The organism is Rhizobium sp. 21-4511-3d (assembly GCF_053522545.1).
On sequence record NZ_JBNWCF010000008.1, the window covers coordinates 159,541 to 176,632 of the forward strand.

17 protein-coding genes are annotated in these 17,092 nt (G+C 62.1%); 5 read left to right on the top strand and 12 right to left on the bottom strand.

The annotated features are described in order from the left end of the window. The first annotated feature begins 246 nt into the window (after positions 1-246). Positions 247-1,887 (top strand): beta-galactosidase BglA, encoded by a 1,641-nt coding sequence (gene bglA, locus ACQZ5H_RS18770; RefSeq protein WP_449098692.1) that lies wholly within the window; start codon positions 247-249, stop codon positions 1,885-1,887. On the opposite strand, the gene ACQZ5H_RS18775 is transcribed toward bglA, so the two are convergent. The 4 genes from ACQZ5H_RS18775 to ACQZ5H_RS18790 all read right to left on the bottom strand — a co-directional run bounded on the left by ACQZ5H_RS18775 (position 1,888) and on the right by ACQZ5H_RS18790 (position 5,129). Further along, a complete protein-coding gene (locus ACQZ5H_RS18775) occupies positions 1,888-2,136 on the bottom strand; it encodes a DUF2442 domain-containing protein (RefSeq protein WP_449098693.1) in 249 nt (82 codons plus the stop codon). Between the two features lie 12 nt (positions 2,137-2,148). Further along, the gene (locus tag ACQZ5H_RS18780) at positions 2,149-2,349 is read right to left on the bottom strand and encodes a hypothetical protein (protein WP_449098694.1); all 201 of its coding nucleotides are present in this window, start codon (positions 2,347-2,349) and stop codon (positions 2,149-2,151) included. Between the two features lie 56 nt (positions 2,350-2,405). Further along, positions 2,406-4,103, bottom strand: coding sequence for an adenine deaminase (ade, locus tag ACQZ5H_RS18785; RefSeq protein ID WP_449098695.1), 1,698 nt, complete (start codon positions 4,101-4,103; stop codon positions 2,406-2,408). A gap of 66 nt (positions 4,104-4,169) precedes the next feature. Further along, a complete protein-coding gene (locus ACQZ5H_RS18790) occupies positions 4,170-5,129 on the bottom strand; it encodes a threonine ammonia-lyase (RefSeq protein ID WP_449098696.1) in 960 nt (319 codons plus the stop codon). A 98-nt stretch (positions 5,130-5,227) separates the two neighbouring features. Between ACQZ5H_RS18790 and ACQZ5H_RS18795 the strand changes: the two genes are divergently transcribed. Then, on the top strand, positions 5,228-5,689 hold the full coding sequence (locus ACQZ5H_RS18795) for an Lrp/AsnC family transcriptional regulator (RefSeq protein ID WP_130277778.1): 462 nt from the start codon (positions 5,228-5,230) through the stop codon (positions 5,687-5,689). Positions 5,690-5,787: 98 nt separating this feature from the next. On the opposite strand, the gene ACQZ5H_RS18800 is transcribed toward ACQZ5H_RS18795, so the two are convergent. Beyond that, on the bottom strand, positions 5,788-6,891 hold the full coding sequence (locus ACQZ5H_RS18800) for a branched-chain amino acid ABC transporter substrate-binding protein (RefSeq protein ID WP_449098697.1): 1,104 nt from the start codon (positions 6,889-6,891) through the stop codon (positions 5,788-5,790). A gap of 520 nt (positions 6,892-7,411) precedes the next feature. Here ACQZ5H_RS18800 and ACQZ5H_RS18805 point away from each other — a divergent pair. Then, the gene (locus ACQZ5H_RS18805; RefSeq protein WP_199627239.1) at positions 7,412-8,362 is read left to right on the top strand and encodes an HD-GYP domain-containing protein; all 951 of its coding nucleotides are present in this window, start codon (positions 7,412-7,414) and stop codon (positions 8,360-8,362) included. A gap of 67 nt (positions 8,363-8,429) precedes the next feature. On the opposite strand, the gene aptA is transcribed toward ACQZ5H_RS18805, so the two are convergent. The 6 genes from aptA to ACQZ5H_RS18835 form a co-directional block, all read right to left on the bottom strand. Then, positions 8,430-9,755, bottom strand: a complete 1,326-nt coding sequence (gene aptA / locus ACQZ5H_RS18810) for an omega-aminotransferase AptA (RefSeq protein WP_112719407.1) — start codon at positions 9,753-9,755, stop codon at positions 8,430-8,432. A gap of 316 nt (positions 9,756-10,071) precedes the next feature. Continuing rightward, entirely contained in the window at positions 10,072-10,389 is a 318-nt protein-coding gene (locus ACQZ5H_RS18815; RefSeq protein WP_112719406.1) for an ArsR/SmtB family transcription factor, read from the bottom strand. A gap of 106 nt (positions 10,390-10,495) precedes the next feature. After that, positions 10,496-11,251 (bottom strand): HugZ family pyridoxamine 5'-phosphate oxidase, encoded by a 756-nt coding sequence (locus ACQZ5H_RS18820; protein ID WP_449098698.1) that lies wholly within the window; start codon positions 11,249-11,251, stop codon positions 10,496-10,498. A 32-nt stretch (positions 11,252-11,283) separates the two neighbouring features. Beyond that, positions 11,284-12,336, bottom strand: a complete 1,053-nt coding sequence (choV, locus tag ACQZ5H_RS18825) for a choline ABC transporter ATP-binding protein (RefSeq protein WP_199627237.1) — start codon at positions 12,334-12,336, stop codon at positions 11,284-11,286. Continuing rightward, complete coding sequence (gene choW / locus ACQZ5H_RS18830; protein WP_112719403.1) at positions 12,333-13,178, bottom strand: choline ABC transporter permease subunit; 846 nt, start codon at positions 13,176-13,178, stop codon at positions 12,333-12,335. The genes choV and choW overlap by 4 nt, the downstream gene beginning before the upstream one ends. 75 nt (positions 13,179-13,253) lie before the next feature. Next, a complete protein-coding gene (locus tag ACQZ5H_RS18835) occupies positions 13,254-14,210 on the bottom strand; it encodes a choline ABC transporter substrate-binding protein (protein ID WP_112719402.1) in 957 nt (318 codons plus the stop codon). Between the two features lie 237 nt (positions 14,211-14,447). On the opposite strand from ACQZ5H_RS18835, the gene ACQZ5H_RS18840 reads away from it, so the two are divergent. Beyond that, positions 14,448-15,050: a thymidine kinase gene (locus ACQZ5H_RS18840; RefSeq protein ID WP_130277781.1), complete on the top strand. Its 603-nt coding sequence runs from the start codon at positions 14,448-14,450 to the stop codon at positions 15,048-15,050. 65 nt (positions 15,051-15,115) lie between these two features. Then, on the top strand, positions 15,116-16,189 hold the full coding sequence (locus ACQZ5H_RS18845; protein WP_203428402.1) for a hypothetical protein: 1,074 nt from the start codon (positions 15,116-15,118) through the stop codon (positions 16,187-16,189). Here ACQZ5H_RS18845 and ACQZ5H_RS18850 read toward each other — a convergent pair. Then, positions 16,186-17,067: a LysR family transcriptional regulator gene (locus ACQZ5H_RS18850; RefSeq protein WP_449098699.1), complete on the bottom strand. Its 882-nt coding sequence runs from the start codon at positions 17,065-17,067 to the stop codon at positions 16,186-16,188. The genes ACQZ5H_RS18845 and ACQZ5H_RS18850 overlap by 4 nt on opposite strands. Positions 17,068-17,092: the final 25 nt, after the last annotated feature.

The window sequence follows — 17,092 nt, forward strand, 5'->3', positions numbered from 1 at the left end:
TTTGTCGCCTGTTTTTAGTCATTTGTTCCCGGTTTTGACCTGTTACGTGCAGGTCAACGCGCACCTTATCGCAAAGGTTTGGCGTTGCAACCCCCCTTGCAGAGGGGTCGCTAAGGGTGTGGACAAGCCTATATGCGGCGCGAATTTGCCTTTCCGCGTCCACCCCAGAATAGGCTGTTAACGCAGTTGTTTTTTGTTTTCACGGCTTTAGTCTGTCTGCAATCAGACTATTCGGAGAAGGCATTCATGGCAGGCAGGACGGCGGACTGGTGGCGGGGCGCGGCAATCTATCAGGTCTATCCACGCTCTTTTCAGGATACGAATGGCGATGGTCTCGGTGACCTCAAGGGGATAACCCGCCGCCTGCCGCATATTGCCAGCCTCGGCGTCGACGCGATCTGGCTGTCGCCCTTCTTCAAGTCGCCGATGGCCGATATGGGCTACGACGTCTCGGATTATTGCGATGTCGATCCGATCTTCGGGACGCTCGAGGATTTCGACGAGATGATGAAGGCGGCGCATGCGTTGGGCCTGAAGATCATCATCGACCAGGTGATCTCGCACACATCCGACCAGCATCCGTGGTTCATCGAGAGCCGGGCAAGCCGCAACAATCCGAAATCCGACTGGTATGTCTGGGCCGATCCGAAGCGCGACGGCACGGCGCCGAACAACTGGCTGTCGATCTTCGGCGGCCCGGGCTGGGAATGGGACGGCGTGCGCCGCCAGTACTATCAGCACAACTTCCTGACCTCGCAGCCCGACCTCAATTTCCACAACAAGGAGGTTCAGGACGCGGTGCTGAAGACGGTGAAATTCTGGCTCGACCGTGGCGTCGACGGTTTTCGCCTCGATACGGTCAACTATTACTTCTGCGACAAGCTGTTGCGCGACAACCCTGCGCACGAGCCGGACGAGAGCGACGCCGGGCTCGATGCGCCCGACAGCAACCCCTACGGCATGCAGAATCACCTCTACGACAAGACGCAGCCGGAGAATATCGACTTCCTGAAGCGCTTCCGGGCGCTGCTCGACCAATATGAGGACCGCACGACGGTGGGCGAAGTGGGCGATGGCGCCCGTTCGCTGAAGACGGTGGCCGCCTATGTCAGCGGCGGCGACAAGCTGCACATGTGCTACACGTTCGACCTGCTCGGGCCGGATTTCACCGCCACGCATATCCGCAATTGCGTCGACACCTTCCAGCGGATGGTGAAGGACGGCTGGGTCTGCTGGGCCTTCTCCAACCACGACGTCAACCGCCATGTCAGCCGCTTCGCCAAGACGGAGGCCGAGCGTCCCGTCATCGCCAAGCTGGCGATTTCCGTTCTGGCGGCGCTGCGCGGTTCGATCTGCCTCTACCAGGGCGAGGAACTCGGCCTTCCCGAGGCGGAACTCGCCTTCGAGGACCTGCGCGACCCCTACGGCATCCGCTTCTGGCCGGCCTTCAAGGGCCGCGACGGATGCCGCACGCCGATGCCCTGGGAAGCCGCCAAGGCGCATGCCGGCTTCACCTCGGGTGAGAAAAGCTGGCTGCCGGTGCCTTATGAGCAGGCAGCGCTGTCGGTCGATGCGCAACAGGCGGACAGCAGTTCGGTTCTGACGCATTACCGCCAGACGCTCGAATTCCGCAAAGAGCATCCCGTCCTCATCGACGGCGATATGGACTTCATCGGCACCAACCAAGACCTCCTGGCCTTCACCCGCCAGAAGGGCGAGGAGAAACTGCTTTTCGTCTTCAACCTGACGCGCGAGGCGGCGGAGTTCAAACTGCCTGCGGGTGTGAAGGTCGCCGGTGCGGTCGCCGTGCCGGGGTTGAAGGGTGAGGTGTCGGGTGGGGCGATCAAGCTTGCGCCGCTCAGCGGCTATTGCGGGGCTCTTGCCTGATCAGGCGGCGGACGGGCGTTTGATCGTCTGGTCTCCGCGGCCGGTGATCAGCCCTTCGATCGAAATGTCCTCGTCGAGTTCATCCCAATGGAGGCCCATCGGGCTGATCTCGACAGCGGCGCGCTGTGCGGCAGTTGCCGATAGCAGGCGCGGAAACCAGGCGAGCGGCACGCCGAGCGTGCGGCCGTCGTCGAGCGCGACCCACATGGTGTGCTCGTCAAAATGGACGGTAGTCGCTGAAATGCTCATGCTGTGAGCCTTCTATGGCCGATTGGTCTTCCGTGATTGTAGCTCTGCAAGTGCCTCTTGAGCAAAGCGATCAAGTCTGCCGCATCTCGCATCTGCTTCGATCTGATCATCCCAGCGCTCAGCCTTTAGCGCTTCAAGCCATTTCGAGAATGCGTCGAACTTTCCCTGATCTAGCGCCAGCACGGCCTTTTTGATCTGTTCGAGGCTTCTCACGGTTCACCTTTATCTGCTTTCAGCAAGGCTGTTCTGCTGCGCATCGCCAAGTTAACTCACCCAATCAGCATGAACCGATCGACATCCACCATCCCCTTATCCGAAATCTTCAGGTGCGGGATCACTGGGAGCGGCAGGAAAGCGACCTGGAGGAAGGGCTCTTCGAGAGTCGTTCCAAGGGCATAGGCCGCTTTTCTCAAGTGATGCAGCGTATCGCGGACGCTCTCATAGGGCTCGAGGCTCATCAGGCCGGCGACGGGGAGCGGGATTTCGCCGGTCACCTTGCCGTCCTCGACGACGACGAAGCCGCCCTTGATTTCGCCGAGGCGGTTTGCCGCAAGCGCCATGTCGTCCTCGTTGACTCCGACGACGCAGATATTGTGGCTGTCATGACCGACGGTGGAGGCGATTGCGCCCTTCTTAAGCCCGAAGCCCTGGACGAAGCCGTTGGCGTGGTTGCCGTTCTTGCCGTGGCGCTCGATGACGGCGACCTTGATGATGTCGTTTGCGAGATCGAGGTCGGTCTGGTTGCCCTTGACCGGCAAGCGGTAGCGGCGGTGTTCGGTGATGATCTTGCCGGGCATGACGCCGATGACCGGCGTTTCGCCTTCGGCGACCGGGACACCGAAATGCATGGCCTGGACGGGGCGCGCCTTGACGCTGTCGAGGCCGACAGGGGCGACCGGCTTGCGGGTGGCGAACAGCGCGTCGGTGACGCGCCGGCCGGCGGCGAAGACCATCTCGGCCTTGCAGCTTTCGAGGCTGTCGATGACCACGAGATCGGCGCGCCAGCCGGGCGCCACGAGGCCGCGGTCGCGGAGACCGAAGGCGCGGGCGGCGGAGATCGAGGCGGCGCGGTAGACGGCGAGGGGCTCGACGCCGTTGGCGATCGCCGTGCGGATCATGTAGTCGAGATGGCCCTGTTCGGCGATATCGAGCGGATTGCGGTCGTCGGTGCAGAGCGCAAGATAGGGCGAGAGACGCTCGGTAATGATTGGCAGCAGGGCGTGGAGATCCTTCGAAACCGAGCCTTCGCGCACCAGGATATGCATGCCCTTGCGAATCTTTTCCAGCGCTTCCCCGGCGGTGGTGCATTCATGCTCGGTGCGGATGCCGGCTGAGAGATAGCCGTTGAGATTGGTGCCGCTCAGCAGCGGTGCGTGGCCATCGATATGGCCGCCCTGGAACGCTTCGAGCTTGGCGAGGCAGACCGGGTCCTTGTGGATGACGCCCGGGAAATTCATGAATTCGGCGAGGCCGATGACCTTCGGGTGGCCGCGGAAGGGCAGGAGCTTTTCGATCGGCAGATCGGCGCCCGCGGTTTCCAGATGGGTCGCGGGCACGCAGGAGGAGAGCTGGACGCGGATGTCCATGATCGTCTTGAGCGCGGAATCCAGGAAGAAGCGGATGCCATCCTCGCCGATGACATTGGCGATCTCGTGCGGATCGCAGATCACCGTCGTGACGCCGTAGGGCAGGACGCAGCGGTCGAATTCATGCGGGGTGACGAGCGAGGATTCGATGTGCAGGTGCGTGTCGATGAAACCGGGGACGACGATCTTGCCGGAGATGTCGATCTCCTCGACGCCCTGATAATCGGCGCAGGTGCCGACGATCCGGTCGCCGGAGATGGCGATGTCGGAGGCGACGAGTTCGCCGGTGACGAGATCGAAGAAGCGGCCGCCCTTCAGGACGATGTCCGCCGGGATGCGGCCGGTGCCCTGGTCGATCATCGTTTCGAGACGTTTGGTCATGGCGGCTTCCTCGTACTGAATCGGTTGCCTAGCCTAAACGTTCTCCGGCGCGACGGGGAGAGGCGTTCACGCGATGTCGGCCCTGACATTGGCGCCGCAGAGAATGGTGGCGACGGTGACGCCTTCGAGCGCCTTGCCATGCCGGATGAGGCCGGCGAGACCGGCGGCGCCGGCCTCCTCGACGACGAGGCCGTAGTGCAGGCGGCAGAAGTCGCGTGCCGCGGTGATATCGGCTTCGCTGACCTCCCAGACGTCGTCGACGGTCGCCTTCATGCAGTCGAGCGCATAGGGCACGCATTCGCGCACGGCGATGCCGTCGGCGGCGGTTGCTGCCGTTTCGGTCGAGACGGGACGGCCGGTTTCCCAGGAGCGTTTCATCGCCGGAGCATTCGAGGCGACGATGCCGATGACCTTGCATTCCGGTGCATACGCCCTGATCCAGGTGCCGACGCCCGTCAGAAGCGCGCCGTTGCCGAGCGGCACGACGATGGCATCGAGGCGGACGGCGCTTCGGGCGAGCTGTTCGGTGACCTCCAGCGCGATGGTGCCGGCGCCCTCGGCGATCGTCCGCAACGCGCCGTCCTCGACGAAGGGGCAGTCATGCTCCTCAGCGCAACGGCGGGCGGCGGCCTTGGCGGCGTCGAAATCCGCTCCCTCCAGCCGCACTTCGGCGCCGAGCTTTCGCATCGCGTCGACCTTGCCGGGATTGGCGGTCGTGGCGGAGAAGATGACGACGCGGCGGCCTTGTGTCCGCCCGGCATAGGCGAGGCCCTGACCGAAATTTCCGGCCGAGGCGGAGACGATCGGCGTGTCGCCCGGCGGCTCGTTGTGCAGCCACCAGCTGGCGCCGCGGCCCTTGAAGGATCGGATCGGATTGAGCGTCTCGACCTTGGCGAAGAGCCGGAGGCCGAGGGCGGCGTTGGCGCTTTGCTGCTCGATCAGCGGACTGTTGAGGAAAACGGGATCGATCGCCTTGGATGCGGCGAGAATACCATCGGCGGAGGGGTGTTGCTGGCTGTTCGTCATGCGATAAGGATGCCAGTGAAAACTTGCGGATAATCCCGTATTGTCTTCATTGAGCAGGAATATTTACTGATTTTCGAGATTTTACGGGAATTTATATCATGGCGCTGACCAAGGCGGATCGCGAGATCCTCAAGCTGATGCAGCAGGATGCGACGATCACGCTGGCGGCGCTGTCCGAGCGCGTCGGACTTTCGCAATCCTCGACGCAGCGGCGGCTGCAGAAACTCCGGGACGACAAGGTGATCCTCCGCGACGTCTCCGTCGTTGATCCCAAGGCGATCGGCTCGGCGGTGTCGATGCTGGTCGAGGTGGAGCTGGAGCGCGACCGGCCGGAACTGCTGCAGCCATTCATGCGCTGGATCGCCGAGACGCCGGAAGTGCAGGAAGCCTGGTGCACATCCGGGCGGGGCGATTATACGCTGGTGATCCTGGCGCAGTCGGTGGAGCATTTCGATGTGCTGGCCGACCGGATGATGGAGCTCAACCGCAACATCCGCAAGTTCACGACGAGCGTCGTCCTGAAGACGCTGAAGCGGACGCTTGCCGTGCATATCGACTAGGGCCGGCTCAGCCTGAACCGAATGCCGATTGCTCTTGGCTGCAAACAGAAAGGGCGCCTTGCGGCGCCCAATCCTTCGGTCTCTCGCTTGTGAAAAGCTTATTCGACCGGAACGGCCTTGCCGGCTTCCCACTTGTAGAGCTCGAAGCTCTTCGAGGAGAGGTCGCCGGTTTCGCCGTAAGTCAGCTTGCCGATGGCGGTCGGGATCGCTTCGCCGCCCTTGAGGGCGGTTGCGACGGCTTCCGCGTCTTCGGCGCTCTTGGCCTTTTCGATGCCGGCCTTGATGACTTCGACAGCGGCGTAGGCGTTCAGCGTGAAGGCTTCGGCCGGGATGTTCTTGGCGGCCAGCGCTGCGGCTGCTGCCTTGGAATCCGGGCTCTTCGTCGCGTCGGAGGCGTTGGTGAAGATCGTGCCGGCAGCGGCTTCCGTACCGATGTTCCAGAATTCGCTGTTCGACAGGCCGTCACCGCCGATGATCGTCGCCTTGACCGAGAGGTCGGCGAGCTGGCGGGCGAGCAGGCCGCCTTCCGGGTGGTAGCCGCCGAAATAGACGACCTCGACCTTTTCGGCCTTCAGGCGGGTGGTGAGCGCCGAGAAGTCCTTGTCGCCGGGGGTGACGGCGTCGTCGATGACTTCCTTGACACCGCCGGCATTCAGCGTTGCCTTGAAGTTGTCGGCGAGGCCCTTACCGTAGGCGCCCTTGTCGTTGATGATGGCGATACGCTTGTCCTTGAAATGCTTCAGGGCGTATTCGGCAGCAACGGCAGCCTGCTGGTCGTCACGGCCGCAGGTGCGCAAGACGTTGGTGAGGCCGCGCTTGGTGAGGTCCGGCGACGTTGCCGTCGGGGTGACCATCAGCACGCCGTTTTCTGCGAGCACGTCGGAAGCCGGGATGGCAACGCCCGAGGTAACCGGGCCGACGACGTACTTGATGCCTTCGCCGACCAACTGGTTGGCGGCGGAAACGCCCTGCTTCGGTTCGCCGGCGTCGTCAGCGGTCTTCAGGATGACCTTCTCGCCGAGGATGCCGCCGTTCTTGTTGATTTCGTCAACGGCGGTCTGCGCGCCGTTCTTCACCTGATCGCCGTAGGCGGCAACCGGGCCGGTCAGCGGGGCGATGAGGCCGATGGTGATATCGGCATGGGCAAGCGGTGCAAAAGCCAGCGATGCGAGCATCGCGCCAGTCAAAGTCTTCAGACTCATTTTTCGTTCTCCTTGGGTTGGGCTTTCGGCCCGCGTGACTGCCGCGACATCGAAACCGGTGCGTACAACAACCCTTTTGAGTTGCGCCAAGACGGCGGCTTCGGTGCGGTCAATGCGCCCGTCCGGTCATCTTTGACTTCAGCAGGCGCACGGCGATTTTCTAGGAATTCTCGCTTGATTTCGCAAGGAAATAACAAAACCACAGGCAAAATTGTTCTGGATTGCGCTGTGGGGACCGCCTTCGGCGCCATTTTCTTAAAAAATCACCGAATTTTTCTGATCGTTAGCCAGTATCTACCTTTGGCTATGTAGTCGCAACGATTTAATCCGAGAGTTGCAAATAATGCTTGGACTATACAAAGAATAACTACTGAATCTTTGTGTCTGAGAATATTCGTAAAATAGAACCGATTAACATTTGCATGCTATGAAGGTTGTAGAGGGGTGGCCGATCGCGAGTGTGTCTCAAGAATAAACTCCGGCCGGCAAGTGTAACCGTGCGTTGGGAATAAGCGTCTGAATGCTAAAGCGCATTGAAGCGAACCAGGTCAGGCCTGGGATGTTTATCGAGGCTGTCGAAGGGAGCTGGAACGACCCGTTGCTCGGGCGTCACCGGTTTCTCGTCAGACGCGAATCCGATGCCCAGCGGTTGCGCGGCAGCGGCGCTGCCGGCGTGGTCATCAATACAGCCAAGGGTGTAGATACCAACGGCTTGCGCTCCAACGTGCCCGCCTATGCATCCGAGGACCCGCGTGCCGTCGAGGCGCAGACCAAGGCCGCCCGCGAAACCATCCAGAAATCCGCCGAGCAGCTGGAAGATGTGTTCAGCAGGGTGCAGGGCGGGGCGGGCGTCGCGCTCGACGATATCGCGCCTGTCATCTCCGGGCTTTCAACGTCGCTCGACGACAATCCGGCGATCTTCCTCAGCGTCACCCGGCTGAAGTCGAAGGACGAGACGACCTTCCTGCACTCGCTGTCCGTCAGCGCCCTGATGATCCATTTTGCCCGCTATCTTGATTTCGACGAGGAAACGGTGCGCGTTCTCGGCATCGGCGGGCTGCTGCACGATGTCGGCAAGCTTGAGATTCCGCAGGAGATCCTTTCCAAGGAAGGCAAGCTCGACGACGAGGAGATGAAGCTGATCCGCAGCCATCCCGAGCTCGGCCACGCCATCCTGCAGCGGCAGGCGGGGATGCCAGAGATCGTCCTCGACGTCTGCCTCAACCACCATGAGCGGATCGACGGCCGCGGATATCCGAACATGCTGCCGGGATCGAAGCTCAGCATCTATGCGCGGCTGGCGGCGATCTGCGACGTCTATGACGCGATCACCTCGATCCGGCCGTACAAGCAGCCCTGGTCGCCTGCCGAGGCGCTGAAATGGATGCTCGGCCGCGAGGGCCATTTCGACACCAAGCTGCTGAAGCGCTTCGCGCTCTGCCTGTCGGTGTCCTCGGCGCCAAAAGCCTGAGACCGAGAAACGAAAAAGGCCCGCCGGAGATCAGCTCCGGCGGGCCTTTTCGTTTGTCTGGTGACGATCAGATGTTGTTCTGCAGGATTTCGCGCAGCTTGCCGAACAGCTCGTCGATATGGTGCTTCTCGATGATCAGCGGCGGCGACAGCGCGATGATGTCGCCGGTGGTGCGGATCAGCAGGCCCTTCTCGTAAGCCTTCAGGAAGGCGGTGAAGGCGCGCTTGGTGGGCTCGCCGGCGATTGGGTCGAGCTCGATGGCGCCGATCAGGCCGGTGTTTCTGATGTCGATGACATTCGGGCAGTCCTTCAGCGAATGAAGGGCATCCGCCCAGTAGTCGGAAAGCTCGGCGGCGCGCGTCAGCAGGCCTTCTTCCTTGTAGGTATCGAGCGTCGCGAGTGCGGCGGCAGACGCGATCGGGTTGCCCGAATAGGTGTAGCCGTGGAAGAACTCGATCATGTGCTCGGGGCCGTTCATGAAGGCATCATGAATTTCCGAGGTGACGAAGACGGCGCCCATCGGAATGACGCCGTTGGTCAGGCCCTTGGCGGTGGTGATCATGTCGGGCTTGACGTCGTAATACTGGGCGGCGAACGGAGCGCCGAGGCGGCCGAAACCGGTGATGACTTCGTCGAAGATCAACAGGATGCCGTGCTTGGTGCAGATCTCGCGCAGCTTCTGCAGGTAACCCTTCGGCGGGATGAGAACGCCGGTGGAGCCTGCGACCGGCTCGACGATGACGGCAGCGATGGTCGAGGCGTCATGCAGGGTGACGATGCGTTCCAGTTCGCTGGCGATATCGCCGCCATGCTCGGGTTCGCCACGTGTGAAGTTGTTCTTGCCGGGCTGATGCGTGTGCGGCATGTGGTCGACGCCGGTCAGCAGCGTGCCGAACATCTTGCGGTTAGAGACGATGCCGCCGACGGAGATGCCGCCGAAATTGACGCCGTGATAGCCGCGCTCGCGGCCGATCAGGCGGAAGCGCGAGCCGTTGCCCTTCACGCGGTGATAGGCAAGCGCCACCTTGAGGGCGGTCTCGACCGATTCAGAACCCGAATTGGTGTAGAGAACGTGGTTCATGCCCTCAGGCGCGATATCGACCAGGCGGTTGGCCAGTTCGAAGGCCTTGGGGTGGCCGAGCTGGAAGGCCGGGGCGTAGTCGAGCTCGCCCGCCTGTTCGCGGATCGCTTCGGTGATCTTCGGGCGGCAGTGGCCGGCATTGACGCACCAGAGGCCGGCGGTGCCGTCGAGCACCTGGCGGCCGTCATGGGTGGTGTAATACATGTCCTTGGCGCCGACGAACATGCGCGGCTCCTTCTTGAACTGGCGGTTTGCCGTAAACGGCATCCAGAAGGCGCGAAGGTCGTTCGGGGTATTGAGGCGATTGGACATGCTGTTCTCCTGGCCGCGAGGCCCGTTCCCCGGGCTTGAGCCCGTATTTTTACCGTTCGGTCAAACTATCAGCGCGCATCGGGGCGTCAAGCCACCGCGCGCGTCTGCGACCAGAGTTTACCGCTCATTGCTACGCGCTTCGGCGGCGGAGGGAAATACCGCCAGGACGGTATCATCAGGAACGAAAAAACCGGCAGATTGGGAAATCTGCCGGTCAAAGGAGTAGGGTTGACGTGCTGAAATACTGCGCCCGGTCCATTCCGGATTTATTCCATCGGCGGACCGGTTTTTGGCCAACGTTATGTCGGCGTGATCGTCAAGCCGCGGAACGGCTCCGGTTCTGGACAGCGTAGATGTCTTCGAGCGTTGCGAGGATCTTCATGACCGGCTCGGAATTGCTCGAGTAATAGATGGTCTGCGCGTCGCGGCGGGTCTTGACCAGCTTCTGGGCACGAAGCTTGGAGAGATGCTGAGACAGGGCGGACTGGCTGAGGCCAACCTGCGTTGCGAGAACGCCGACTGGAACTTCACCCTTCACGAGGCTCACGAGGATGAGCAGTCGCTTGGGGTTTGCCATTGCTGACAGAAGCGCGGCCGCCACATTAGCATGATCTGACAAGTCAGTAGTTTCCATTATTCCAATCTTCCTAATGCGAATTTTTCCGTATAGGCGCAGGGCGTTAGACGGGGTTTTGGCGGACGCCCGAAAAGTAGCAATTGGGCATGAAGATTGTATATACCTAAATTTCGGGTATCGAGTATGCTATTTTAGATATGTGTGGAATAATTTCCCCGGGATTTGTGACGGGCTCTTCAAATTCACAACGTGACAAGTAATCGCCCGAAATCACGTCAAAACCAGCACTATCCACACCACAAACCCTCAAAGTCCCGTCAATTTTGCCCTTGAAACGGGTTTCAAGCGCCCTAAGCAGGTCCGGATGGTTGTCTACTAAATCTCGCACTATGTCGTCGGCCCTGGCCGCCACCGCATCGTTTGCCGGGGAGAGAATCGTCAGGTCCGAACCCTCCAGAATATAGGCCCGTCCGAAGCCGCCGTTGAGGCTGGCGGACTGTGGAAGCAGCCGGAAAAACCGGAAGTCGGGGAAGTCGATATAGAGCTTGGCCTTGGCATGGCGGTTGAGGAAACGTGTCCTGATGCGCTCGTGCAGCGGGGTGCCGCGCTCGACGCTTTCGGCAAGGCACTGGGTCGTCAGCCGTGCGTAAGCCAGCGGATCGCCCTTGCCGGGTTCACCCGTCAGCAGCGAGGCGCGGGGATCGTTCTCCAGCGCCTTGGTGTGGGTGGAGAGCGCCGAGACGAGGATAACAGGGACGCCATCGATATCGGTGCCGAGAAGCACGCGGCTGGCGAACGGAAAGCCGGTCGCTGGATCGAGAACGGCGAGGCCGGCATAGCGGGCGGAGCGCAGAAGCGTACGGGCAAGCGTGCGAGCCTGCCCGTCGGTTTCTCGCAATACGGAAGCTTGATCTTTCATGTCCACTTTTCTGGCGGAAGCGGACGGAAGGATCAAGCCTGTTCTTTGCGCCGGTGGCGGGTGAGGCCGCTGACGATATCCTGCGCCGAAATCGTGCCGACGATCGCGCCGTTATCGACGACGCCGATACTGCCGGGCTGGCGGGCGAGCGCGTCGAGAATATCGACGAGCGGCGTTGCCGGCTTTGCCGTTGCGCTGACGGTGCTGCCGGCGGCGGACTGGCCGAGACCGGGCTGCATGACGTCCTGCGCCGTCAGCATGTTGATCGGGTTCATGTTCTGCACGAAATCCGCGACATACTGGTCGGCCGGGTTCTTGACGATCTCCTGCGGCGTGCCGCACTGGATGATGCGGCCGCCTTCCATGATGGCAATGCGGTTACCGATGCGGAAGGCTTCGTCGAGGTCGTGGCTGACGAAGAGGATGGTCTTCTTCAGCCGGCGCTGGAATTCGAGGAGCTCGTCCTGCAGGCGGGTGCGGATCAACGGGTCGAGGGCCGAGAACGGCTCGTCCATCAACAGGATCGGTGCGCCGGTCGCAAAGGCGCGGGCAAGGCCGACGCGCTGCTGCATGCCGCCCGAGAGCTCGTTGACCTTGCGGTTTGCCCATTTCGTCAGGTTGACGAGTTCGAGCTGCTCGTCGACGCGCTTCTTGCGCTCGGCATCCGGCATGCCCGCCAGTTCGAGGCCGAAGCCGACATTGTCGGCGACGGTGCGCCAGGGCAGGAGGGCGAACTGCTGGAAGACCATCGAGACGGTGTGCATGCGCAGGTCGCGCAGACCCTTGGCATTGCACTTGTAGGGATCGACGGTGCCGGTCGCCGTGGAGACGCTGACGGAACCGCGCACCACCGGCGCCAGACCGTTGACGGCGCGCAGCAGCGTCGATTTGCCGGAACCGGAAAGACCCATCAGGACGAGAATCTCGCCTTCCTGGATCTCGAGCGAGGCGTCGGCGACGCCGAGGACGAGGCCGGTGGCGGCGCCGATCTCGTCGCGGGTCTTGCCCTGATCGACCATCTGCAGGGCGGTTTCCGGCTTGTCGCCGAAAATGATGCTGACATTATCGAAACGAACAGCGGTCATGCGCCGTCTCCTTCACCCGTTACGCGGAACATGCGGTCGAGGATGATCGCCAGGATGACGATGCAGAGACCGGCTTCGAAGCCCTTGGCGACGTTGACGGTGTTCAGCGCGCGCACGACCGGCACGCCGAGACCATCGGCACCGACAAGCGCGGCGATGACCACCATCGACAGCGACAGCATGATGGTTTGCGTCAGACCGGCCATGATCTGCGGCGTGGCGAAGGGCAGTTCCACCTTGCGCAGCACCTGCATCGGCGTGGCGCCGAAGGATTCGGCGGCTTCGACCAGCGAGGGCGGGGTGGAGATGATGCCGAGGCGGGTGAGGCGGATCGGCGCCGGGATCGCGAAGATCACGGTGGCGATCAGGCCCGGAACCATGCCGAGGCCGAAGAGGATGAGCGCCGGGATCAGGTAGACGAAGGTCGGGATCGTCTGCATCAGGTCGAGGATCGGCCGCAGTACGGAATAGACCCAGGCACGGCGGGCAGCGGCGATGCCGAGCGGAATGCCGACCAGCATGGAGACGAAGGTGGAGGCGAGTACGAGTGCCAGCGTTTCCGTCGTTTCCTTCCAGTAGCCCTGGTTGGCGATCAGCAGCAGCCCAAGACAGGTGAAGACCGCGACGATGACCGACCGGCGGATCCAGTAGGCAATGCCTGCGATCGCGAGGATCACGATCAGCGGATGCGGCGCCTGCAGCACGAAGAGCATGCCATCGATGACATGCGAGAGGATGAAGGCGAGTTGGTTGAAGAACCAGTCGGCATTGGTCGTGAGCCAATCCACGAAGGATTTGGCCCAGGCGCCAATCGGAATTTTAAAGTCAGTGATCCAGTTCAAGGGCTCGCCTATCCAAAAAAGGTGCGGAAATCAGATACGAAGGGGCAGGGCGGCGAACCGCCCTGCATCTGCCAATCAGAGACCGAGGCTCTTCTTGACGGCGGGCAGGCCATCGGCGCTGCCATCACGCGTCTTGACGCCTGCGAGCCACGGATCGAGCGCCGACGGGTTGGCCTTCAGCCATTCCGTTGCTGCCTTTTCCGGTTCTTCGCCGTCGTTCATGATCTTGCCCATGATCTGGTTTTCCATCTCGAGCGAGAAGACCATGTTCTTGATCAGGGTGCCGGTGTTCGGGCATTCGCCGAAATAGCCTGCACGGACGTTGGTGAACACCTTGGCGCCGCCGAAATCCGGACCGAAGACGTCGTCGCCGCCGGTCAGGTAGGTCAGCTTGAAGTTGGTGTTCATCGGGTGCGGTTCCCAGCCGAGGAAGACGACCGGCTTGCCGGCCTTCTCGGCGCGGGCGACCTGCGCCAGCATGCCCTGTTCGGAAGACTCGACGACTTCCATGCCCTTCATGCCGAAGGTGTCCTTGTCGATCATGTCGATGACGAGGCGGTTGCCGTCATTGCCCGGTTCGATGCCGTAGATCTTGCCGTCCAGGTCATCCTTGTGGGCTGCGATGTCCTTGAAATCCTTGATGCCGAGTTCGGCACCCTTGGCATTGGTCGCCAGCGTGTACTTGGCGCCGACCAGGTTCGGACCGTAGGATTCGACCGACTTGTCGTCGAGGAAGGGACGGACGTCCTTTTCCTGGGTCGGCATCCAGTTGCCAAGGAACACGTCGATGTCCTTGTTCTTCAGCGACTGGTAGGTGACCGGTACCGAAAGGACGGTGGTCTTCGGCTCATAGCCGAGGCCCTTCAATACGACGGAGGCGGTTGCGGTGGTTGCGGTAATATCCGTCCAGCCTACGTCCGAAAAACGGACGGTGGAGCAGCTGTCAGGGTCTGCGGCAAATGCGGCTGTCGCTACGGAAAGAGCGGCGACGGCGGTGGCTGTAATCAGTTTGGATGCGCTTGTCGTTCTCATTTATATAGACTCCCAGTCTTACGTCCCCAAGCCAACCATCAATAGCTGACATTTACAAGCAACCTCAGTGCATTTGCGGCGGTTTGGCATACTCGATTGCGACGTGGCGCAATTTTCCGTGAGGGCCGGGAAATCAAGGATTCCGGCCGTTTCAGCCGCGCGATTTCCTGTGATTATCAGCGCTGCGGTCTTTTCTTTCGCGATTCGAGCTTTCAAAAGCGGAGGACGGAGAAAACCATGGCCAAACTCTACTTCAATTACTCGACGATGAACGCCGGCAAGACGACGATGCTGCTGCAGGCCTCCTACAATTACCAGGAGCGCGGCATGCGGACGGTTCTGCTGATCGCCGCCTTTGACGAGCGTACCGGCAAGGGCATCATCGGCTCGCGCATCGGGCTGGAAGCCGAGGCCATCCCGTTCGAGGCGGAGACGGACCTCCTGCGTCTCGTCAAGGGTCTCTCCGGAGAGGGCGAGCCGATCGCCTGCATCTTCGTCGACGAGGCGCATTTCATGACGCGCGATCACGTCTGGCAGCTGGCCCGCATCGTCGATCGTCTCGGCATTCCTGTGATGGTCTATGGTCTGAGGACCGATTTTCAGGGCAAGCTGTTTCCGGCATCGGAAGAGCTGCTGGCGATCTCCGACGAGATGCGCGAAGTGCGCACCATCTGCCATTGCGGCCGCAAGGCGACGATGGTGGTGCGGCTCGATGCCGAGGGCAAGGTGCTGCACGAGGGCGCGCAGATCGATGTCGGCGGCAACGAAAAATATGTCTCCCTCTGCCGTAGGCACTGGGACGACGAGATGAACGGGCGCTTCGTCGCCGAGGCCATCTAAAAGGGCGGATTTTCATCGGGCTTCCGACCGGCTAGCTTGAGGCCAACGATTCCCGGGAGAAACTGGTGCGCAAGGCTCCACCATTCGACAGCCTATTGGAGAGTGCCGCGGCGCTGGCCGGCGAGCTGCGCGACGAGGCCGCCGGCTGCGCCGCCTTCATCGCCGATTTCGCCCGCAACGAGGCGCAATCGGGCGATGAGGAGTTTCTGACGGAAAACCAGCGCTTCCAGAGCGCCGGTGCGAAGCGGCAGGCGCTCGACGGTCTGCTCGGTGAGCTCGCGGCCGAGCTCGACCGCCTTTCCGATGAGGTTTCCGAGGATCTCGACAGTTTTCGCGGGCTGACGCAGCGCGAGCGGCTGACCGGCTGGTTTTCGCGTCAGCGCATGTGGCGCCAGCACAGCCAGCGGGTCAGCGAGGCGCCCGTCGTCGAGCGGCTGCTCGATCTCTTCGCCAAGAGCGATGCGCTTTCCGGTCTGGTTTCGGCCCATCGGGGCTTCGCCGCCGAATGCCACAAGGCGGCCGAGAGCGGCGTGGTCGACATCATCGAACACCGGCGCCGCCTGGTGGATGCGATCGATATCGCCCGGATGCGGATGAAGGAGCTGAATGCCAAGGCGCTGACGACGCAGGGGCGCATCGGCGTCTATGGCGGCAAGGCGGATTGGGAGCGGCTGGAAGAGGAGCGCCGAGCGCTGAAGGCCGAGGCGGAGCGGATTTCCAGCGAGGAGCAGGTGATGCGCGACGAGAGCCATCGCCGCGAACGCTTCATCACCATGTTCCAGATCTTCGTCGATGCGCTGAACGGCCAGATCGCGCTCTGCAACGTGCTGACGCGCAAGCTGATGGTCGATACCGAGGAGCGGCTGGTGCTCTATCGTGCCCAGGTCGATACCGACCGGCCAGGCGCCAAGGCTAAGATCAGCCAGACGATCTTTCCGCATATCGCCGCACCGATCTCGCTCTTCGAGCGGGGGATGCTGGTGCCGCAGGATATCGAGCAGCGCAAGAATGCCGCCGATCTCGCCTTCGAGAAGAAGTTCTCCGCCTTTGCACCCGCCGTCAGCATCGAGCACGATACGCCGCTGATCGATCTGACGAAGAAGCTGCCGCGGCTGCGATTGCGGTTTGGGCGTTCCTAAACGCGGAAATGCGATCCGGCGATCTCGAAGAGCTCTGACACGGCTGGATTCTTCGTGGCGATCGGGGCGCAGAGCACCACATCGAACTCCGGCGGGTTTTGCAGCGGCCGCGAGACGATCGCCTCGCCGAGATCGCTGCAGAGGGATTGCGGGATCAGCCCGACACCCAGACCTTCGCCGACGAGGCGGATGATCGTGTGCTGCAGCCGCGGTTCGAAGGCGAAATGCGGGACGGTGCCGCCGGTGGCGCAGAAGATCCCGATTGCCGAGCGCAGCGTCGGTGCGACCGAGGCGGGGGCTGCGATCAGCCGCTCGCCCTCCAGCCTTTCCGGCCTGATGACATCAGCCTCCGCCAGCGGATGATCGGCGCGGGCGATGAGCCGCAGCCTGTCGCGGGCGAGAAGCTGCGTGCGCAGATGCGGCGCGTAGGGCGTGCCAAAGGTCACGGCGGCATCGAGCCTGCCTTCGACCAGCATCTCGTCGATGTCGGTCGGGATGCGCTCTTCGAGGATCAGCCGGACATCGGGCCGCGCCTCGGAATGGAGCCGCACCAGCGCCGGAACGATGCTGTGGGCGGCATGCATCATGAAGCCGAGCTTCAGCTCGCCCTTGATACCGCTCGCCACCAGCTGCACGTCGCGGCAGGCGGCATCGAAGCTCGCGAGCACGGTGCGGCAGTCCTTCAGGAAGTGTTTCCCGGCCGAGGTCAGCGTCACATTGCGGGAATTGCGATCGAACAGTTTGGCGCCGAGCGCCGTCTCGATCGCCGAGATCTGGCGGCTGAAGGGCGGCTGGGTCATGTTCATCCGCGCCGCCGCTTGGCCGAAATGCAGGGTCTCGGCCAGCGCCACGAAATAGCGCATGTGGCGCGTATCCATTCGATACCTCCAGAGTATTAATGAG